This is a genomic window from Armatimonadota bacterium, from assembly GCA_029907255.1.
GTDB lineage: Bacteria > Armatimonadota > UBA5829 > DTJY01 > DTJY01 > JAIMAU01.
Map to the genome: position 1 here is coordinate 17,524 of JARYMF010000010.1, position 21,714 is coordinate 39,237.

19 protein-coding genes are annotated in these 21,714 nt (G+C 45.3%); all 19 read right to left on the minus strand.

Annotated elements, in window-relative coordinates; all coding sequences use genetic code 11:
- Window positions 1–9: 9 nt before the first annotated feature.
- The 19 genes from QHH26_10130 to QHH26_10220 all read right to left on the minus strand — a co-directional run bounded on the left by QHH26_10130 (window position 10) and on the right by QHH26_10220 (window position 21,700).
- Window positions 10–1,521, minus strand: coding sequence for a capsule assembly Wzi family protein (locus QHH26_10130; protein ID MDH7482313.1), 1,512 nt, complete (start codon window positions 1,519–1,521; stop codon window positions 10–12).
- A gap of 78 nt (window positions 1,522–1,599) precedes the next feature.
- Entirely contained in the window at window positions 1,600–2,151 is a 552-nt protein-coding gene (gmhB, locus tag QHH26_10135; GenBank protein ID MDH7482314.1) for a D-glycero-beta-D-manno-heptose 1,7-bisphosphate 7-phosphatase, read from the minus strand.
- Window positions 2,152–2,153: 2 nt separating this feature from the next.
- Complete coding sequence (locus tag QHH26_10140) at window positions 2,154–2,717, minus strand: SIS domain-containing protein (protein ID MDH7482315.1); 564 nt, start codon at window positions 2,715–2,717, stop codon at window positions 2,154–2,156.
- A gap of 3 nt (window positions 2,718–2,720) precedes the next feature.
- A complete protein-coding gene (locus QHH26_10145) occupies window positions 2,721–3,698 on the minus strand; it encodes a GHMP kinase (protein MDH7482316.1) in 978 nt (325 codons plus the stop codon).
- 81 nt (window positions 3,699–3,779) lie between these two features.
- Window positions 3,780–4,790, minus strand: a complete 1,011-nt coding sequence (gene rfbB / locus QHH26_10150) for a dTDP-glucose 4,6-dehydratase (protein MDH7482317.1) — start codon at window positions 4,788–4,790, stop codon at window positions 3,780–3,782.
- Window positions 4,791–4,914: 124 nt separating this feature from the next.
- The gene (locus tag QHH26_10155; protein MDH7482318.1) at window positions 4,915–5,370 is read right to left on the minus strand and encodes a dTDP-4-dehydrorhamnose 3,5-epimerase family protein; all 456 of its coding nucleotides are present in this window, start codon (window positions 5,368–5,370) and stop codon (window positions 4,915–4,917) included.
- A gap of 119 nt (window positions 5,371–5,489) precedes the next feature.
- Window positions 5,490–6,695, minus strand: coding sequence for a glycosyltransferase (locus tag QHH26_10160; protein MDH7482319.1), 1,206 nt, complete (start codon window positions 6,693–6,695; stop codon window positions 5,490–5,492).
- An 18-nt stretch (window positions 6,696–6,713) separates the two neighbouring features.
- Window positions 6,714–7,838, minus strand: coding sequence for a glycosyltransferase family 1 protein (locus QHH26_10165; GenBank protein ID MDH7482320.1), 1,125 nt, complete (start codon window positions 7,836–7,838; stop codon window positions 6,714–6,716).
- Window positions 7,839–7,855: 17 nt separating this feature from the next.
- Complete coding sequence (locus QHH26_10170) at window positions 7,856–9,088, minus strand: O-antigen ligase family protein (protein ID MDH7482321.1); 1,233 nt, start codon at window positions 9,086–9,088, stop codon at window positions 7,856–7,858.
- Window positions 9,089–9,090: 2 nt separating this feature from the next.
- Window positions 9,091–10,107 carry a glycosyltransferase family 2 protein gene (locus tag QHH26_10175; protein ID MDH7482322.1) on the minus strand — a complete coding sequence of 339 codons (1,017 nt, stop codon included), beginning with the start codon at window positions 10,105–10,107 and terminating at the stop codon, window positions 9,091–9,093.
- Window positions 10,107–11,282: a glycosyltransferase gene (locus QHH26_10180; protein MDH7482323.1), complete on the minus strand. Its 1,176-nt coding sequence runs from the start codon at window positions 11,280–11,282 to the stop codon at window positions 10,107–10,109. Before QHH26_10180 ends, QHH26_10175 begins: the two co-directional genes overlap by 1 nt.
- Before the next feature lie 131 nt (window positions 11,283–11,413).
- Entirely contained in the window at window positions 11,414–12,598 is a 1,185-nt protein-coding gene (locus tag QHH26_10185; protein ID MDH7482324.1) for a glycosyltransferase, read from the minus strand.
- Between the two features lie 47 nt (window positions 12,599–12,645).
- Complete coding sequence (locus tag QHH26_10190; GenBank protein MDH7482325.1) at window positions 12,646–14,184, minus strand: MOP flippase family protein; 1,539 nt, start codon at window positions 14,182–14,184, stop codon at window positions 12,646–12,648.
- On the minus strand, window positions 14,178–14,909 hold the full coding sequence (locus QHH26_10195) for a class I SAM-dependent methyltransferase (GenBank protein ID MDH7482326.1): 732 nt from the start codon (window positions 14,907–14,909) through the stop codon (window positions 14,178–14,180). Before QHH26_10195 ends, QHH26_10190 begins: the two co-directional genes overlap by 7 nt.
- Window positions 14,881–15,582, minus strand: coding sequence for a hypothetical protein (locus QHH26_10200; protein MDH7482327.1), 702 nt, complete (start codon window positions 15,580–15,582; stop codon window positions 14,881–14,883). The genes QHH26_10195 and QHH26_10200 overlap by 29 nt, the downstream gene beginning before the upstream one ends.
- Window positions 15,583–15,786: 204 nt before the next feature.
- On the minus strand, window positions 15,787–17,676 hold the full coding sequence (locus QHH26_10205; protein ID MDH7482328.1) for a methionine biosynthesis protein MetW: 1,890 nt from the start codon (window positions 17,674–17,676) through the stop codon (window positions 15,787–15,789).
- A gap of 143 nt (window positions 17,677–17,819) precedes the next feature.
- Window positions 17,820–19,025 (minus strand): DegT/DnrJ/EryC1/StrS family aminotransferase, encoded by a 1,206-nt coding sequence (locus QHH26_10210; protein ID MDH7482329.1) that lies wholly within the window; start codon window positions 19,023–19,025, stop codon window positions 17,820–17,822.
- Window positions 19,026–19,036: 11 nt separating this feature from the next.
- The gene (locus QHH26_10215; protein ID MDH7482330.1) at window positions 19,037–20,260 is read right to left on the minus strand and encodes a nucleotide sugar dehydrogenase; all 1,224 of its coding nucleotides are present in this window, start codon (window positions 20,258–20,260) and stop codon (window positions 19,037–19,039) included.
- Window positions 20,261–21,700, minus strand: coding sequence for a GNVR domain-containing protein (locus QHH26_10220; protein MDH7482331.1), 1,440 nt, complete (start codon window positions 21,698–21,700; stop codon window positions 20,261–20,263).
- Window positions 21,701–21,714: the final 14 nt, after the last annotated feature.

A 21,714-nucleotide genomic window follows, 5' to 3' on the forward strand; every position in this document is an offset into this window, starting at 1 on the left:
TTTCTTCGATTAAAATGCAGCAGTTGCCCGTATTTGGTAGATAGTCCCGGAATTTCGGCTACCATCAGGCATCCTTATAGTATAAGGAGCTAATCTTACTCCAATTGACTTGTCAGGCGAAATATCGTAAGTAAATAGGAATGACACAGCTCTTTCATTGTTCCTACGCGGATTTTGCGCTTCAACCTCATGTCTATCCAAATACTCACATATTACGCTCAGCTTCTCGGCTAAGCTTCGCTCCCAGCGAAGGTATAGGGCTTTCGAATTCGGGCCAATCGCATGTCCTATTACCTCAGTGTTGTGGATATATGCAAGCAATGGATAATCTTCACGCGTCGCACCATAGGTAAGTCGGTCTATGTAGATATATTCTGCCCTGAACGTTGAGAGCTTATTTTTTGAAAGCATTCTAGGCAAATACACACCCAGCGTCCAGCCCGTTTTCCGAGGTCGCTCGAACCCACCGCCAAAAATCCTTGGCGATGTTATATCATCAATCAATAATTCTCCGTATATCTGATACGAAGGTCTGGCTGCGTAAAGAAAATCGATGGAATAAAGGGTATTAAACTCTTCATCTACTTCATGAAACAAATGCTGATATAGATAAAATGGGAGCACAAGGATTAAGGGATTTGGCATCTTGCCTGTTTTGGCAGTTTCGCTGATACCTATATTCCATCCGTGGGACAGCGTCCTTTCATAACGCCTGCCGAAAAGATAAAGCGTCTGCCCCTCGTCTTCAAAAGCGCTGGCAAATTGGCTGATTTTTACTCGACCAAAGAATGGACCAAAAGAAAACTCCTTTGAACCTCCGGCATTCCAAAACCCAGCGCTGTTGTCCGAGAGTATCAATGAACTGGCATAGCAAGGGCCCCACCAGAAGTAGTCTCTTCCTATCTCCCATGTAAAATCTTCACCATAGCCCTTAATCATTATTTTTCCAGGCTGGGGGTCATTTCGCCTTTGCAGGAAAAACTTATCCTCTCGCTCTGAAAGCGTGCAGGCGCCAAGCATGTCCTCAGAAAAGTTTGCCAACGCGGAAACCCTGTACGGAATAAGAAGAAGGCTATCCCCGCCGGAATCGTCCTCTGCAACGCCGCGCACATAACCTGTCAAAACCATTGAATTGGGCGAGCCTGACTCCTCGCGGTTTGACCACTTTTCAAGCACCACTGCATTTTGAAAAGCAATCTCAGGCCTGAATTCCTCAATCAGCTTGGTAATCAAAGCCACCTGGCTAGCGCTCAGCTTGCGTTCCAACGCATTATCTACTGCCGATGCGACAATTTCTGCCATTTCCAGGCGATTGAAAAGCCTGTCGCCTGCAAAGAGTCGTGCAGGTAGACCGCTGATTAAGTTGTCCGCAGCAAGGTTGAGCATCGCATCATACGCCCAATGTTCAAGTGGCAACCGGTCGGCAGAAGGGACGCTCCTAGTATCCGCAAAAGGCGTCCCGATGGTGGTTAAAACTAGCGCTAAGGTGAGGAAAACCCAAATGCCCCCTGATTTGCCCAACCTAGAAACCCCTTCCTGAATAATAGGTTATTTATTGATAAGCAAATAATTAAGTCGTGAGAAGAAAATCATTAACCGTTAGTTAGACTTAATGCCAACTCGATTATTAATAATCCACTCGACGGCAGATTGAAGGTTGTCAGCAATATAATCGGGCTTATACTGCCAATGCTCAACATCATCAGCCGAAGACTTGCCAGTCAAAACCAGAATCGTAGTGCATCCTGCCCGGTATCCTGCACAAATATCGCTTTCGGTGTCACCTATTAAAAAACTACCCTCTGAATCAAGACCAAGCTCTTCACGTGCCTTTAGAAAGAGACCAGGTTCGGGTTTCCGACATCCGCAGCCTTCGTCTTTGCGATGTATGCAATAGTAGACACCAGCTATTTCTCCGCCTGTGAGTCTGATTTCACCAAGCATAGCTTTTGTTATTCGCTCAAGCTCATCCAAAGAAAATAAACCACGTCCAACCCCGGCCTGGTTTGAAACAATGACTGCCTTGTATCCGGCTTCCTTAAGTCTTGCCAACCCCTCCAGAGCTCCAGGCAGAAACTCGAACTCATCAACTGTTTTTACGTAGTCATCGCGATTCTTATTAATTACGCCATCTCTGTCCAGGAATACCACTTTCAACGGCACAGTTCCTCCAGTAGGTAGCGAAATATTAAATGCGAGATGACCATGTGAACATCTTCGATGTGCTGCATGTTATCGCTAAGTACAACGACATTATGGTCAGCCACCTGGGCAAGCTTGCCACCTTTGAAACCACTTAAGCCAGCAGTGATTGCACCTTTTTCCTTTGCAACTTCAATTCCCTTAATAATATTGGGCGAGTTTCCACTGCCGCTAATGCCAATTACTAGGTCGCCTGGTTCCACCCAAGTTGCCAATTGCTCTGCGAAAATATTTGAGTAATCTGTATCGTTTGCCCAAGCGGTCATTATCGGAACGTTGTCCGTGAGCGCCATTACGCGAAACTTTTTGTCTGGGTTGAGACAACCAATTCCCTTTTGCAGATCGCATGCTAGATGTGAAGCAGTGGCAGCGCTCCCGCCATTGCCCATGATGAAAACCTGCTTGCCGGAGAGATAAGCATCCATTACGAGAGATGCAATTTTACGAATGTCCTCCGTTGGCGCCTCTATCAGCAACTGAGCAACATCATTTAGGTAGTTTTTTACTCTATCCATCGGTTACCGCCTCACATTAAAGATTACCTTGGTTCCGTCTCGTTCAAGGTTAAAGTTTAGCTCCCTGAGATTCGAGAGAGCCTCGCGAACCTTGTTTTGGCGCTCTGGCGGACAGTAGAGCAATAAGAAGCCGCCGCCACCTGCACCTGCGATTTTCCCGCCAAGTGCGCCGGCATCAAGCGCCCGCTCATACATGTTGTCAATCTCACTATTGCTAATCTTTCCGGCAAGTTGCTTTTTATACAGCCAGCCTTGGTGCATAATCTCACCTAATCGGTCTATGTGCCCATTGAGCAGACTTTCTCGGATTTCTTCAGCCTGCTGCTTCATCTTTCTTAGTATGTCGACTCTGTCGGCAATATTCGCTTTCTGCTCGGAAAGTATTTCGCTCGAACTGCGGGTCATGCCTGTAAAAAAGAGCATTAGGCTCTCGCTCAATCTGCGTTTCTTTTCGGGATCAAGATTGATGGACTCAACTTTTACTTCTTCGGACGGCAAGAACGAGATAAAGCGGAGGTTGCCAAATGCTGCGATATATTGATCCTGTTTCCCTATCGGCTTGCCTAGAATGTCAATCTCAATTTCACATGCCTCCCTAGCAAGAACTTCGGCAGGCACTATCTCGCCTTTGTAAGCATACATTGCGTTGAGAAGACCAACGGTCACGCTACTTGAAGAACCCAAGCCGGACCCCTCTGAGGGAATATCAGCCATGGTTGAAATTTCGACGCCGTGCGTTATGCCTGTCTTTCGGAGGCATTCACGAACAAGCTCATGCTCAATCTCATCAATTGAATCAACCATTTCTGTTCGAGAATAGCCAATGCGGATTTTTTCATCAAAGCGTTCTTTGATAATCACATAGATGTACTTATCGACCGCCGATGAGATTACACAACCACCATCCAAGCGGTAGAAATCAGCAAAGTCTGTACCCCCTCCAGCAAAACTTATTCGTAACGGAGTCTGCGTAATGATCATCCTTAACCCTCATGCAATAATTTGTGAAGTTGATGAAATAGTAATTATTGTTTAAAGTGGCAGTTAGTTCCTTGCCGCTAATTACTGCCTTTCACTATACCACTTCTTGGTAAATTCTTTATAATCTGCCTGGTGCTCTTTGATTTTCCGCCACCAAGCCTCATTCTTCACATACCAATCTATTGTATTTGCCAGTGCCGTCTCGAACTTGTGTCGGGGTGACCATCCAAGTGCTTGAATTTTGGTGCAATCTAATGCATAGCGCCTGTCGTGCCCTGGCCTATCGGCAACGTACTTGATTAGCGATTCAGGCTTCCCGAGGTGGGATAGGATAAACTTGGTGATTTCAATGTTCATGCGTTCGTTTCCGCCACCAATGTTATATGCCTCACCTATCTCTCCCTTGTGAAGCACTAGGTCAATAGCCTCACAATGGTCAAGAACGTAGATCCAATCTCGAATTTGCTTTCCATCCCCATAAACAGGCAGAGGTTTGTCCTCCAGCGCGTTTGTAATAAACAATGGAATAAGTTTTTCAGGATATTGATATGGCCCAAAATTATTCGAACCGCGGGTTATTAATACTGGAAGTCCATAGGTTACAAAGTAAGACCTAGCCAGAAGTTCACCGCCAGCTTTGCTTGATGAATATGGACTGTTCGGAAGAAGCGGGTCACCTTCTTTGAAGCTTCCCTCTTGAATGCTTCCATAGACCTCGTCGGTAGAAATATGAAGGAACTTTTCAATGCCGAATTTCTTGCAAGCTTCTAGAAGCATGAATACTCCGTACACGTCTGTGAGGACAAAGCTGCCAGGGTCGGCAATCGAACGGTCTACATGCGTTTCAGCTGCAAAATTTACAATGGCATCAACGTTGCGCACGAGGTTTTCAACAATTGTCTTATCTCGAATGTCGCCGTGAAAGAACATAAAACGCTGATTATCTTGAATATCAGCGAGGTTATCGAGGTTTCCGGCGTACGTCAGCGCGTCGAGCACAATAATGTTATAATCTTGGTATTTCTCAAGCATATATCGGCAGAAATTGCTGCCAATGAACCCTGCACCGCCAGTTACCAATATGTTTTTCATACTAACAGCCTCTTCTTTTTAATGGCTACCCACAATTAATACGCCCAAGCGCATGACACAGTTCCGCTAACTCTTGTAGGGTAAACCCAATCCCCAAATGTAACCGCCATTGGTGGAGATAGACCTATCTCATCTTGATATCCCAATCGTATGGAATATCAGGCGTATTGTAAGGCAAGCGGTACTCGTCCGGGTCTGCTGCATTATAGGGCATTGTAGGCAGGTTGATAAGTAGCGACGACTCTGTTCCAATCGTTTTGTAGCCGTGCATAACACCAACCGGGATTCGGAGCAATACTGGGTTTTGTTCCCCCATGAAAACTTCTTGTATTTCTCCCTTAGTTGGCGAATCCTCACGTGAATCATACATTACGGCCTTAATCATGCCTTTAACAACAGCCCAGAAATCATCCTGTTTCTTATGGTAATGCCATGCGCGTATAACACCTGGATAGTTTAAAGATACGTATATCTGCCCAAATTTTTCAAAAATCTCTTCGTCGGAGCGAAGAATCTCCGTTAAACAGCCCCTTTCATCGGCATGGGGCTGAAGTTTTTTGATTTTCACACCGTAAATCATAAAACTCTCCAATCAAAACGTTTTATGGGATTCTAAGCAACCTCTCTCAAGGAATAAACTAGCGGTGAATATTCGGGTGCCGCATAATAATCTTTTCACCCTCTTTTAGGGGGGATGGACTAGCCTCGTTTATCGTGCGTTACATCCGACGTGTGTTTCCTCTCGAAGTCAAAGCTTCTATCGCTCACCCTCGCAAGTATACCGAACCTTTCGTCTCCCGTCAACATAGCAGAGGTCCGATACAGATGGAATTTCTCTCTTACAAATGTTGATATTTGTTCTTTAAACACCGAGACATCAAAAAGCTCGGCATGCTTGCGTATCTCGTAGGGATCAAAGCGGTCGGGGTCAAACCTTGAAACCGCCTCTGCCACTGCCTCGGGTGTCTGCTCATAGAAGAAGACTCCAGTAACCCCATCATTTACCGTTTCCAACGCGCCGCCCCCAGCAAATGCAATCACCGGCTTTCCGCAAGCCATTGCTTCAACTGGAGCAAGGCCGAAGTCTTCCAAACCTGGGAATATTAACGCCCGACAGGCGGAAAGACACTTATACATTTCATCATCTGGTATCCTTCCAAGAAACTCCACCGTAGGACCAGCCATTTTCTTTAGGCGCTCGAGGTCGCGCCCATCTCCGATGATTTTCAAGGGCAGTTTGAGCCTATTAAACGCTTCAATTGCAATGTCTATCCTTTTATAAGGAAGGAGTCTCGATAAAACCACGAAATAGCCATCATCCTGAACGCTTACCTTGAATCGAGAGGCGTCAATTGGCGGATGGATGACAGTTGCCTCTCGACGATAGTACTTACGAATACGCCGCCTTACTTCTTCGCTTATCGCAATATAAAAATCAACACGGTTTGCGGTAATTTCGTCCCATCGGCGGAGGCGATGGATAATATAAGGCAAAACAATCTTTGTAAGCCGCGAGAAAGGCTCTTGTTCAATATACGTGTGGTAATTCCACACAAACCGCATTGGCGTATAGCAATAGCAGATATGGCATGTGTGCGGTTGGGTAATTACTCCTTTGGCGAATGACGATGAACTGCTAAGGACAACATCAAATTCTGAGAGGTCGAAAAGCTCAATTGCATACTGATATAAAGGCAAGTACCGCCGGAAGTGCTTTTTTATCATTGGAAGCTTCTGCATAAAGGATGTTCGGATATCTGCAGTTTTAAACGAGGGGCACACAGCAGAAGGAACATAGATAGTCGTATAAATTGGAGCCTCGGGATAAATTTCCCGAAATATTTTGAGAACATGCTCGGCGCCGCCCATTTGATTGAGAAAATCGTGAACAATGGCGATTTTCACCGACTCTCAGCCCCTTATTTAAAAGATATTGTTATACACTTTCAACGTCTGACGGGCTGTTTCCTCCCAAGAAAACCGTTTTGCCCGTTCTATGCCTTTTGCTTTCATTTCCTGACGCAAATCAAAATCGCACAATACTCGCAAAATCGCATCAGCAAGTGCTTCGACGTCATGTGGTTCCACCATAATCCCCACATCGCCGACTACCTCAGGCAAGGAGGTTGTTGACGATGTTATTACCGGCGTTCCACATGCCATCGCTTCCAGCGGCGGGAGTCCAAAACCTTCATAGACCGATGGATATACAAAGACAGAAGCCGCTCCGTAAAGCGCCGGCAGGTCCTCAGCAGGAACATAACCCAAAAACCTTATGCTGTCCCCTAAATGTAATTGTCGGACAAATTCAAATAATTCATGATAAAACCAACCCTTTCCACCAGCTAAAACCAGAGTACAACGTTGGTTAAACTTTTTCCGCACGACGTCAAAAGCCGCTATTAAAGAGTGAATATTCTTTCTAGGCTCCAAGGTACCGATAAAAAGGATTGTATTTTCTCCTATCCCATACCGACTAGCAACGCGCGCAATCTCCTCGCCGGCAACCGGATGAAAGTTTCGATCTACACCCAGAGGAGTGACAAAAACCTTGTTCTCTGGAACGTGAAGAAGCTCCACTATCTCGCGCTTCGAATGCTCCGAAATCGTAATTACTGCGTTTGCCCTTTGAACCGACCAAAAAGTAAACCATTTAAGATACTGCCGCTGAAATTGAGGGAAATATTGAGGAAAACGCAGAAAGCTAAGATCAAGTACAGTGACCACTGATTTGGACGGACACGCTATGGGAAGCACATGGGCAGGCGCATGAAGAATATCGAGCCTTAACCGCCTGACCAGCAGTGGAAGAATTGCCTGTTCCCAAGCAATTCGAAATAGAGGGCTTTCGGTGCGCCGACAACTCCAGTGCATATTGAGTTCGTTTAGAAATTCCATTCGTTCTGCGTCCCGCAAAAACACGTGTATTTCCTGAGTGTCGCGGCAAACAGCAAGAGCAGTCAATAATCCGCGAATGTACCTCGATATACCGGCATTTCTGTAAGAAGCCGAGGATGAATAGAGCTGTGCATTTATCCCGATGCGCATTGCTTCCTTGCCTTCGATTAAGTATCCCTCACTTTACTGCCTGCAAAACCTATATTTGTCCACAGAAGGACTATACTCAACCAAAAAATCGGCTCCAGGGAAAGTTGGTAGAAAAGATTGACCACCATTAACCCAAGCATCATTGGCATATAATTCCTAGACTTTACGAGGGGTAGGCAGCAGAGCAACAACAGCACAAAAAGGGAAAGAATACCGGTTTCGACAAGAAACGAAATATAAATTGAGTGGAAATTAGCATACTTGTCTATAAAAACGTCATTAAGCAATAATCTTGAGCTACCAAAACCCGTGCCAAGGAAAAAGTTTTGCACGCTTGACGAAGCAATCTCCAAACCCCTTTCAACTAACATTAAGTGCATGCCGCCTGATTCTGACTCGCCAAAAGATAGACGTTCCGCCAATAATCTACCTATTTTAAGATAGGTTCCTAGCACCGTGCATCGGGCAACAAAAAGCAATAATATACCCAATCCACCGAAAACCACCGCCGCCTTTGCTATCGACGAGAGCCTAATCCTGCCATCTTGAACCAGCATAACCAATCCCATGATTATAAACCCAGCAATCCCAGACCTAGATAAAGTCGCCAATATCATAACCAACGCCAAATAGAAAAATGCATCGCGCAATGGCGAACGACCGCTAAACTTCAGTACAAAGAACGCATAAACCATTAGAAGCGTCGCCCCTCGGTTCATGTCAATCGACACACCAGCTAGCCGAGGGCCAAACTGTCCAACAAGCCGTGGACCAAAATCAATGATACTCATGTTTCTGATTTGATCACTTAATGAGGTAGGAAGCCAATATAGAAGCTGGCCTAAATTCATCAGAAGGCTGAGGACAATGCCGCAATATGCGCCTAAGAGGAGAATACGCCCCGGATTTTTCAAATTAGCTAGAATAATTGCACCGAGCAAAGTCCCATAAACCTGAATAGCTAGCAAAGCAAATCTCTTCAAACCCAGGCGCATATCTCGCCCGAAAACCACTGACAACAGCACAAGAATAAGTAACAGTGTGAAGAGAAAGATAACTTGGCGGGTATTCCTCGGCACTAAAACCGCGGGGGCGCTCTTCTTAAGCATAAGGTGCATAAACCCAAATGAAAGCACCAATGGCGACAAGATGAGGAACGGCGTAAGGATAAAATCGCCTGTGCCACCCAAGAAATCAATCCTGTCTGCACCAATCGTTGCAATCCAGATTATCAGTAACAATTCAATCATGCTCATCGCCAAATCTTAAAGACCATACCCACCCTGTCCCATTGGCGTCTTCTAATTCGATTTGCAAGAGTGCCGAGAATACCTAGATAAACAGTAGGTAGGGCATAAGGGAAGAACTTACGCGTGATTTTTATCTTATTCAGCAGATAATAATAATCCGAAATATAGCTTTTACAATTAGCCGCACGGCTACTTCCCCCAACAGCTCTGCCTTCTTTATGATAGACGACGCTGTCCGGAGCGTAGAGCAAGTCGAATGCACCCCGTGCGCGCATTACCCAATCGAGCTCTTCAAAATAGAAAAAATAGTCCTCGCTCATTAAACCAACTGTCTCTAGAAATTGGCGAGATACGAGCATGCATGCCCCAGTTACATATGACATATTGCGTTCCACTTCTAGTAAATCATAAGGCACATCTGCCGATTTTAGCCAGCCAATTTGTTTGGTTGTTCCGAACCACCGATTATATGAAACGCCGCCGAGGACCTGTACTTTTTCCGGCTCATCGTAGTAGAGTATTTTTGCACCACACATGCCAGCAACCGGCGATTCTACCATCCGACGCACCATGCCACTTAAGGCATTTGGAGTCACCACTGTGTCGTTATTCAACAGCCATACGTATCCGCAGTCTCCCTTGGCAAGCGCATATCGTATTCCAACATTGTTTCCGCCTGCAAATCCTAAGTTTTCATCAATCCTTATGATAACAAGCCGAGGCTCTGTATCCCCAGCTTCCCCACCTGCCTCCGCTTTGGCTCGGTCATATTCTTGAAATTCAATAGGCTTGGGAACCGGCGGAAAAACTAGATAACGAAGAGGATTTTCTGGCGCTATTTCGACTTGATACCGTCCCTCAGCCCATTCTTTTATTCGCTCTACCGAAGCATCTTTAGAGCCGTTATCGCACACTACCACTTGAAAATCGGGATAGTCGCTTCTAAAAACACTTTCTAGACATTCGATTGTGTCCTGCCAACCATTCCAATTGAGGACAATGATGTAGACTCTCTGCATTATGCCGCTCCAGTATTGCGTGAGCTTAGCAAATCGGAGATATAAGCCATTGCTTCATCAAACCGCGCCTTCCAGGAGTTCGATTTGGCACATTGAATACGCTCTTCTCGCAGACTATTTTTTTCCTCTTCCAACGCCTCACGAAGAAATGCCGCGAATTCTTTGGAATCTTGCGCAATCTTTACCAATGGCTTAAGTGGTTCGACTTCTGGCAAATATGTGGATACAACAGGCAATCCTGCCGAAAAGTACTCATAGAGTTTGTTTGGATTGATTGCCGCCGTGAACTCATTTACTTTGAAGGGGATTATACCGACATCGGCATGTTGATAATATCCAGGTAACTCTTTATATGGCTTTGGTCCCAGTAGATACACGTTCGGCATGCTCGAAAACACACTGTTTTCAACCCCTTCGCAGCGACCAATTAGCACAAAAGACATGTCTGGAAGGTCTCTAGCTATGCTCGCAACTAAATCAGTGTCGAACCACCGCTCGATTGCACCTGCATACACTGCTCTTGGAGGCGGGATGCCCAAATAATCTGCGGGCAGGGGCATTGGAGATAAGAAATGTTCAACTTCCGCACCGTTTGGCAAATATATGCCTTTTCCACCTAAATTCTCCACGTGTTTGGCAAGTACTTTGGAAGTAACAAAAACTAAATCAGCGCTTTTAATTAGCGCCTTCTCAAACTCCTCTATGCAACTTGGCATTCCCCTGAAACCTGCATATAAATCATTTACTCTAAAGACAAGTACATCATGCTTCACGATGTTAGCAATTTCTGCAAACAAAGGGTTGGATATCCAAACTACATCTACCTTGTCAAAGCCAAGCCTAGTCAATACACTTTTCACCGAGGGAAATGTACAGTAGAGACTCAGCTTGCCTACCACCTTGCTGTCAAAAAGCCAGTGGCGCCTACAAGGCAGTATTGTAAACGGCACGTACAGCGAGAGACGTTCGTGCTCCGAGCTTCGCGCCCCTCGGGAAAGACTGAAAGCATACTTTGTTCTTTCGCGGCATCCTGTAAGAAAACTCAAAGGGTGGATATACTGCGATACCCAGAGCACCTCATCCCCATGCTCGAGAAAATGCCTAGCATAGTGATGACTGCCTATTTGCACAGACGAATTCCAATCTATTGTTTCTGCAATAAGAATCTTCTTCATGTCTAACTATCAAAACCTATCTTCTGCAAAGGTATACCTATTTCCTTGACTTAGCCCTTGATTAAGCGCTTCAAGAATTGCACAAGAATCTATTTAGTGAGCCATCAAAAAGTCTTGCGGTACGAATAGATTTATTTATTAAGAAAAATACCTTGGAGTAGCCTGTCGTAAATGGCTTCTAAACGTGGAATAGTTACTCTAAGGCTATAATTTTCTTCTATATGCTTGCGCCCAGCAATCGCCATAGACTCCCATATTTCAGGATGATTTACTAGAAAGCGTAGACGGTCGGCAAGCGCCTCGACATCGCGTTCTGGCACGAGAAAACCTGATTGGCCGTCAATTATGACCTCAGGGATATCACAATGCCGACTTGCAATCACTGGCAAGCCAGACGCCGACATTTCAATAAGACAAACCGGTGCTCCTCCTTCAGCATCGCCATCCGCAGCGACTACACTAGGAGCTAAACAAATATGTGCCTTCTCTACTTCGCGGAGAAACTCCTTGTATGGAATGTAGCCTGTGATGCGAACTTTATCCGCAATTGACTCAGCGGCAATTATTTTGAGAATCTCGGCTTTGATCTCAAGTTCGGGGCCAACTCTGCCATCGCCAACAATGGTTAAGCGAACGTTTGGATGGTCAGACGCAACTCGCGCGAAGGCGCGTAAGGCATAGGGAATTCCTTTTTTCTCTCGAAACGTGCCAACAACAATGATATTAATTAAGCCGTCGTCTGAAAGGCGGCGTGGTTTAAATGGAATAAGACTCAAATTAACACCAAGATGCTGAACAACCACCTTCTCGCTAGGGCATCCTAGTGAAATAAGGGTTTGTTTCATGTGATTGCCCTCAGCAAGAAATAAATCGCCTTCCTCAAACAGCTTTTTAAATCTGCGATGCCATTTCGGAGCACGGTTGGGAATTTGGCATGCATCTGCACCATAAAAGGCGGTTATCAGCGGCAGACCTGTTGTCCTTTTTAAGGGAAGCATACCATATCCTGTTGGACCAAAATGGGCGTGAATTAGGGCGGCTCCATACTTGTGGACGAGATGGGTTAACTTCCTTTTTCTGATGCCTAGCGCCATCTCGAAGGCGCGGTTTGCAGCAAACTGCCATAGCGAACGCGGATTTTCGATAAGGGGGCTACACTTATAAACGTCAGGAAAAGGAAAGACATCCGTATTCTCAATTTTGCTGGCGGCGACTATGGATCTGTAGCGGTTTGTTTCGGCAACCTGTGAATAAATCCAGCTGCCGGTAATAAAAAGATAGGTTTCTACGACATGTAAAACAACGTGATTACTCATGTTTAATAAATTAATTTATTAAAAGCTAATGCCAACCCTCTTGTACGTCACAATGCTCTGGCACTAACAGCATCTGCGGCATCACTATCACCAAGCTGTTTGCGCATTTCTCGGAAGCGGCGGTATTGATCTAACAAGATTTCCCGTGTCTCCACATATGCTCTGACGCCTAAAAAATGAATCAACAGCCAATAAATTAGCACCCCAATTATTATTTGGCATGCAAGCTTTGCCCCGTAAGGCAACGTGGTTGGCAATATGACACCCACTCCGAATACAACAGCAGCCATGGCAATAGAACAACCTAGCACCCCAAACAGATTGCGCCAAAGTTGCCAATAGCTTAGGTTTACCAGTTTTCCTGCGAAATAAAATGCCGGATAAGAATTCAAGAGCGATGCAACAGCATAACCAATTGCCACCCCCATTATTCCCCAACGCAAACCAATTACGATTCCAAGCACTGCAGTTGCTTTAACGAAAAGGCTGACCTTGAATTGCAGGTCAGCCCTTCCTTGAGAAAGATACAGGTTTCCATTGAGTGTGCCAATGGACTGCATTAGTCCTACTATGGAGAATACCCTAAGCAGAGGTATCATTCCTGACCATTTTGCGCCGAAAACTGCCAAAACTAGTGGTTCCACGGCAACAAAGAGGCCTGCCATCATTGGAAAAGTTATCAAAGCTATCGTTCGGGTTACTTGAAGGTATATGTTTCTCACGCGTGCCTTTTCATTTTGAATAATAGAAAGCGCCGGGAACATCACCCTTGAGATAACACGCGATACATTGGTTAAAGGAAAAAGCATAACCTGGTAGGCATTCTTATAAATGCCCAATGGGTTGCTACCAATAAACCGCCCAATTAGCAAATAATCTATATTTCGAACCCAGTAGTTGAGCACATCGGTTCCTAACAAATTGGCACCAAACCCTAAAAGATCCCTTATTGCATTCCAGCGAAAAATGAGACTAGGCCGCCAAGCACTCATCAACCAAAGCATGGCGGCAGTCACCGATGTAAGAACAACCGATTGTGCAGCTAGGCTCCATACACCTGCACCTGCATAAGCCATCGTTATAGCCACAACGCTAGAAACTACAACCGCTGTTATATCAGCAACGAAAAGCCTGCGGAAATCAAGGGTTTTTACAAAGTTGGTCCTCTGGACGATGCTCAGCGAACCAATCGCAAAATTGGCTGATATTAGAAGAGTGAGCGGCCTCAGGATTTGCTCACCGTAGAAGTTTGAAATAAGCGGTGAACAGATAATAAATGCCGAAGTCAAAATCAAACCTGCGATCACGTTTAGCCAAAATACAGACGACAAATGTTCTTGGCGAATGTCTTGTTTTTGTACCAACGCAGAGCCTAATCCCATTTCTGCGAAGATATTGGCAAAGCTTGTGATTACTACAACCATCGCCAGCAAGCCAAATTCACGCGGCGAAAGCAAACGCGCAAGGACAATCATTGTCAAGGCCGCCAGAACTTGATTGCCTGCCTGGCCTGCCACACTCCAACCTATTCCACGAATTGTCTTAATCTTTAACTCATCAGCGGTTTGTTGTTTTTCATTTAACATATCCAGGACCTTTGCAAGGCGAAGGTGATAAGCCGCTGCCAAAGAGTCAAACTTAGTCTATCTTCTGCGCAGGCAAAGAGAAAACGACGTCCTCTGCCCCATGGAGCGGTTGAGCCAAGGTAAGCAACATCCTTCGGCGAAGTGTTTTCCTTAAGCAAACGCCAAATCCAAGCAATCGGACGCTCAGCAACGTGAATGGCACTTTCACCGCTGTTGCACCCTAATTCAAAAAATAGAACTCTTGCAGAGTGCGCCACGGCACTGAGCAATGCTTTTGCTTCTTCTAGGTTTTCGTTACCTCTAGAAACCCATTGAAACACGCTCAGCATCAAGGCAATGTCGTAGCTTTTGCCCGCCAAATCTGCTTGCTCTAATCTCTTGTTATGCCATCGGACTGGGAGGTTAGTAGCTTCCGCAATCTGAGCGCCAAATTGGGCATAATGCTTGTGCGGCTCATAAGCATCCACAAGTGCGCCCAGTTTGGCAAAATTAAACGAATAGAACCCAGCATTAGCGCCAACATCCAGCACGCGCAATCCAGCTATTGAAGGAAATGACTGAAGGGAATGATTTATCAAGCGCCATTTACGAAAGGCAGACTCCTTCGAACTTGACGTCTTAAGTCGTTCGAATTCTGGAAAGGGCAACGGATGGTATATATGCCCTGTAGATTCGCAAGGGTTCCTTTCGATATTCTCAGCAATCTGTCTTAGCCTGGTATTCATCTCGAATAGCCCTAATAAAATTCTGATTGATGGAATACTCTTGAGGATCTAAACTAAGTATGCGGTCATATATCTGTCTAAAAAAAGGCTCTTGATTGACTTTGCTCGATACGAATCTTAAGTATAGGCAGTCGGTGCGATTAAAATAAGTTGCCAACGCCGCCTTGTGCTTCCCGTCAGCGATTAAATATACTGGCTTTTCTTTGAAGATTATCCTCCGCACGTAAATATAGAAGGGCTTATTCTCATTTAACTCCCCTAGCCTCAATTGAAAGCAGTGGCGCAACTGCTCAAGGTCGGGGTCAAAAGGCAAGCGTGAGTCGAGAGTACCCGATTTGCATCTCAAAACGTAGTCAGAATCTTGCGTCAAAGTTCCCGACGCCATCTGTTGCATCAAACTAAAATGCGGCGATTGGAGCAAGCTAACGCCGCACAAGGTATAGCGGTCGCGGAGAAAATCAGCCGACAGCAAGAGGTCAGAAGAATCAACAAAGGCTGACTTTAGAGGCATTTCATCCTCTACATACTCATCCAGCCGATTTGAACTAAAACGGCCGAAAAGGCATTTTAGCCCGGCTTCCGTCTCAAAAACACATATTCTTCCAGGCCGACACAGATTATAAAACCGCTCTGCAATCTTTATCACACGGTTCCGCCGTAGATTTATAATCATATTAACCGTCTGCCTCCAGGATGACTAACAGCTCTTCAACAGACGCTAGCATTTCTGCAAGATCATTACAAACAAGGCTTTGGAAAGCTCCATGCTGATTCCAAAGCCGCTATCATTCTTGGGGAAATTTAGTTTTTATTACTACACATCCCTTCGGAATGGCAAAATTAAAGTTTTTCTATTGGTTATCGTGACAAATCCAACTTAATCTTCATTTTTATCTAACAAATAAATCATCTGTCTCGCGAATAAACTTGGAAAAAATCGAGCTAAAATACTATTTTGTGGAACAGCGGCTCTTGCAAACCGAACTTTCCAACCAAAGCTCTGGCATACATCCATGAAATCCTTGTGGGTCCATAACCTCACATGTTCCTTCATATGGTATAACACATCGGTAATGGGCACCCTGCCAAAAAGCAACCGGAGCCTGTGCTGCCAATAGCCACAATTTGGAATTGAGACAACAATTTTATTGGATATGGTAAACATCTTTGCGATAGCATCTTCAGCATCAGGGATGTGTTCGATGACTTGAAGCATGGTTACTACGTCAAAATGCATATTACGAAAAAGCTCATTTTCGTTAAAGAAAGGTATTTCCCTTGGGAAGTCAGCGGGTTTGCAAACATCACAACCTGCTATATTCTTATAACCTTTGCTTTTAAGATATCTTAGAAATTCTCCACTGCCGCATCCATAATCCAAAATATTATCCGTAGGCCGAATCATATTTGCCGCAATTTCAAACCTTGGATAGAAAGCCCTCGAACTTCCATCCTCTATACGGCGGTTCCAATAATCATTATAGGTCGGCATAGGGTCAATAGGAGCCTTTCGGCTGATGTATCTGGCGCATTGAATTACTGCCTTTAATGGCCTAAGAAACCTTCTAACTATAGGCCGTGCAAGCCTACGTGCGCCTGGAATGGGATCTTTCCAACTGAAAACAGCCTCATTAAAGTAGAAATAAGGCTTAAGCCTTTCCCAAAGCGAAACCTTCCATTCAGGATTATTTCGCCTCCATTTCCAATCCTCCCAGTCGCCGATGATGTCAATCCAATACCTACCGCCATCACGCTGCCTAGCAGTAAACAGATGCTGACCTGTGCTGAGGAGATATTGCTGAAGCGGAAGGTTTACGCCTTTTAATGCCGCCATACCAATCCAAAAATCTAGACGCGGATTAAGTTCGATAAATTGCCATTTTCCTTCTTTCTTATTCCAAATAAACTCAATGCCACCAGGACCAACGTACTCAATAGCTTTTAAGAACCGCTCGGTTAAACTATATATCTCAGGGATGTAATCAGACTCACCGACTGTGCATGTACCGAAGTCAGCAGGCCACTGACGAACCTTGCGCCCAATAAAAACTGCCGGGATAGAATGGTCCTCTGCCGCTACGAACTTAATAGTTGGGAGCTCGCGATTGGGTACGTATAGGTATTCCTGAACAAAATAGGCTATTTCTGCTTCCTCCACCATTGCCGCCTTTTCAAGCAATTCCTGGCGGTTGTTAACTTTTGCTGCTTTCGAGCCAAATAGATGTTGAAACCTTCCTGTATTGATGAGCTTTCTGCCTTTAAACGTGAACCTAGCCACCAGAGGTTTAATTATCGCCGGGAAGGCGTCCCACTCTAATAGCTGATTCCTAGTTGGGTTTGTTAACGTTAGCGGAAGGGGCACTCCCGCCTGTTCAGCAAACCTTAGCATATGTTCTTTATTAAAGAATCGGTCAAGCTTATCAAGTGGCAGGTAGGGATATAGGCATACTGGCGAAAGTTCAACCTGATAAAGACTTACAATATATGCAAAAACATCCTCTGCCATAAAGAGCACCGGCTTTGATTCTTGGTTTTTCCCATATTCAACGAGCCATTGAACAAAAGCCTCATGGTCCTTAAGTGGATCGGGGACAATGTGCCGTTCTACGACATAGCGTGAATAGAAACTGTCACACTTATCCGGATTAGCAGCAACTACGGGAATTCCAGCAAGTCCAAGTGATTGAATATGCCCATACCCGGCGACCGTGCCAGCAGGAAAGACAATAGCCTTTGATTCCCTAGAAAACTTCGGCAGGTTATTCATTTAATCCCTCATAAATTTCCTTTTCTGTTGGAAAATCCATGTTAAAAGCAAGCCTTATAAAATTCCATTGTTTTCTAAGTCTCAATATTAAAAACAGGTGCGGGAAAGGCGTGCGGCAACAATGCTAAAGAGTTGGCTATTCATCAGGCTTGAAATGCCCGACGGACAGCCAGAATTACGGTATTAACATCCTCTTCAGTCAATTTGGCTGAAAGCGGAAGCGAAATCGTCCGGCGTGAAACTTCCAAAGCATTTGGAAAATCCTCTGGCTGATAACCAAATGTCTCGGCATAATATGGGTGCAAATGCAATGATACAAAGTGAATTCCCGTACCAATGTTCATTTTGTGCAATCGTTGTTGAAATTCGTCTCTTGAGATATCAATCTCATCGATGCGCAGTAGTGGCGTGTAAAGATGTCTAGCATGAACAGTATCTTTTTCTTCAGGTGGTGGAAGATCCATCGGCAAACTTGAGAATTCTCGGTCGTAAGTCTCCCATATTTCTTTACGTCGGCGATGGTATTTTGCTATTTTTCTTAATTGATGGAATCCTATTGCGGCTTGGATGTCCATCATATTGTATTTGTAACCCGGGGCAACTACTTGGTAATGCTTGAATCCGTCGTCAGAATAGCGCTTCCATGCGTCCTTGCTCAGCCCATGCAAGCTGTAGATGCGAATGGCATCTGCCCATTCGTCGTTATTGGTAGTTACCATCCCGCCTTCGCCGGTGATAATGTTCTTCGTCACGTAGAAGCTGAAACAGGTTAGGTCCCCTATATTGCCAATTTTCTGTCCATGATACCACGCTTCAATTGCATGCGCCGCATCCTCAATAACGATAAGGCCATGCTTTTTTGCTATCTTCATAATCTTATCCATATCGCACGGCCGACCTGCAAAGTGCACGGGAATAATAGCTTTTGTGCGTTCAGTGATTGCACTCTCAATCAAAGCAGGATTTATGTTCATCGAAGGCAGTTCGATATCCACAAAGACAGGCTTTGCGCCCACATGAATTATTGAATTAGCGGTCGCGGCAAAGGTCATTGGTGTAGTGATGACTTCGTCACCAGGACCAACGCCACTAACTAGAAGAGAAAGATGAAGCCCTGCGGTGCACGAGTTTAATGCAATGGCGTGTTTACAACCGATGTAGTCACGAAAGTCAGATTGAAACTTTGCAACCTTTGGTCCAGTTCCTAGCCAGCCACTTTTTAGACTCGCTACAACTTCTTCAATCTCGTCCTCTTCTATCCTCGGGCTACCAAAAATAAGGTAGTCAGGCCGCACTGGCTGCTCGGTTAATTTTTCTTTTTCCTCAAATCCGGCAATTTTGTTTTTCATGATTTAGTAATTTAGCTAACCCTAATAGTTCGGCCTTTTGCCCAAATACCTCTTGTATCAATCAACCTTCCATTGCCGAACTTTTCACGCAAGCGGTCTATATCCAAGCTTTTGAACTCATCATGATCTACTAATAGGAGCAAACAATCAGCGCTATCTAATGCCTCGTTGAGAGGCACAAGTACCAAGCCATTGAGATTTTCCACATATGGGTCAACCACAAACAGCTCATATCCCTTTTCCTTAAGGCTGTAAATAATACGGAGCGCAGGGCTTTCACGAATATCACCTACATTGGCTTTATATGCCGCTCCTAAACAAGCAATCTTTGCGCCAGGTGGAACCACTGACTCAACCCACGATATTATTCGCTCCGGCATTGAGTCATTAAGTTGCCTTGCTGCTTTTATAAGAGCGGTAGCTTCGGGCACGCTTTCCACAAGAAACCACGGGTCAACTGCTATACAATGACCGCCAACGCCAGGACCGGGGTTCAGTATGTTTACACGCGGATGTTTGTTTGCAAGATCAATCACTTCCCAAACATTCGCTCCTAATTGCTGGGAAATCAATGAAATTTCATTAGCAAAAGCTACATTCACATCTCTAAATGCGTTCTCGACAAGCTTTACGATTTCGGCAGTGATTAAGTTGGTAATATACATATCTGCACGAACAAACCTGCGATAAAATCTTGCTGCACGAACTGCCGATTCGGTATTTAAACCACCAATCACACGGTCGTTGTTCATTAGCTCAATTATTATCTTCCCTGGAAGTACCCGTTCTGGACAATAAGCTACATAAAAATCCTTCCCGGCGCTCAAACCCGATTCTTCTAAAATTGGAATAACAACATTACTTGTAGTGCCAGGTGGTACAGTCGACTCGACGATAACTAACGCACCACTTTGAAGGTTTCCGGATATCATTCGGGCAGCATTAGTAACGCAGTTTAAGTCGGCGGTCTTATCTTCTTTTATTGGCGTGGGAACTGCAATCAAGAAAACATCAGCCGGACATGGAGAACTGCTGACCGTCAACGAACCATCAGCAATTACGCGAGCAACTGATGCCTGAAGCTCTGGCTCGGCAATATGTGCGCGCCCGGCGGAAAGGCAATTGATTACATTGGGATCTATGTCCACTCCTCTGACTTTGTAGCCACTTGAAGCTGCTAACGTGGCCGTAGGAAGCCCTATATACCCAAGTCCCAGCACACAAATCTGCTCCATTCAAACCTCCTTCTCACGAGGTTGCTTTTGTGGAATCCCTTTAGCTTTTCTAAATTCGCCTGACGTACCTGCAAAGCCTTCTTGAACGACAGCTATGAACACGCCACCAAAAAGTCCCAACACCAGGCTCGCGAGAAAGAACAGTTTCACCGAGGGTTTCGCAGGCCCAGTCGGAACAACCGGCTTGTCAACGACAATAAACGACTCTGCATCCCGCTCCTCATTTACACGAGCTTTGGCATACTCCGCCAAGAGCGTCATGTAAACCGTTTCTGCAGCCTTAAGATCTCGTAGTAACCTTCCATATTCCACTTCTAACGGAGGCAGATTAGATAATTGACGTTCAACCCTTGCCAGTGCAGAATTCAGCGCGGATTTTCTAGATTCTAAACCTTCGCCGTTAATTTCCAACAAAACTAATTGCTTGACTAGTTCCTGATGTGCAGGGCTTGTGCTTCCAGCCTTCCCAGCTATGATGTGCGAAACTTCTTCTTGTATCCTATCGTAAGTCTTTTTGATTTCCTGGTCCAAAGCAACTACATCCGGGTGGTTTTCGGTGAAATCCTCCAGCAACGTTGCGCGCCTAACCTCCAACTTTGCAAGGTTAGCTTTAAGTTCTGAAATGACGGGATTATCCATGACAGCCTCGGGTGAAAGCTCAGAAGGTGCGCCGGCTGTCCATGTGGCGCGTGCGCGGGCGATTTGCCCTTGTGCCTCCTGAAGAGCAATCTCAGCCTGTATCTGCTGGGATGCTAGTTCGAGCGCTTGGTTGGCGTACAACGAAGCTTTGTCTGGTGGCATTAGCGTTGGATTTGCTTTTTGGAACTTCTCAAGCCGCTCTTCAGCTTTAGCTAGCTCGTTCTTCGAGCGCTGTAGCTGACTCTCAAAGAACATTCGATCGGTTCGCCCCAGTAACCGCGAGTTCATTTGGTCAAACAGCTGAAGCTCGCTAAGATAACAATTTGCGATATCAGCTGCAAGGCGCGCAGCAGCCTCACCGACTTCACTTTTGCTTATATGACCTTTAAGCCAGGAAGTAGGCACTTCACATGTGATATTCAATCCGCCTTCTTTTGGCGTTTCGATGTAAAGATTTTCCTGTAAATCTTTATAGGTTAATCCGTACTGGTTCAAATTAAGACGTTTGCAAATATTCTCGTTCACAGTGCGGCTACGAAGAACGGTAATGCAAACGTTTCGCCCAGCAAGCGAAGGAGACTCACCAAGTAACGGTATACCGCCAACAAGAGAAGCAAGTTGGGAACTTAATGCATTAGTGCGACGTTCGGGGAAAAGGAGCGTTGCCTTGCCCTGATATGTGCGGGGCATGATGGCGAACACTATGCCTGAAATAATCATCACAGCAACAAGTATCCCAAGCACGGTCCGCTTGCGCCGCTTTAACACATATAAGTAGTCAGCAAGGTTTATCTCATCCATTGGCTTTCCAACGC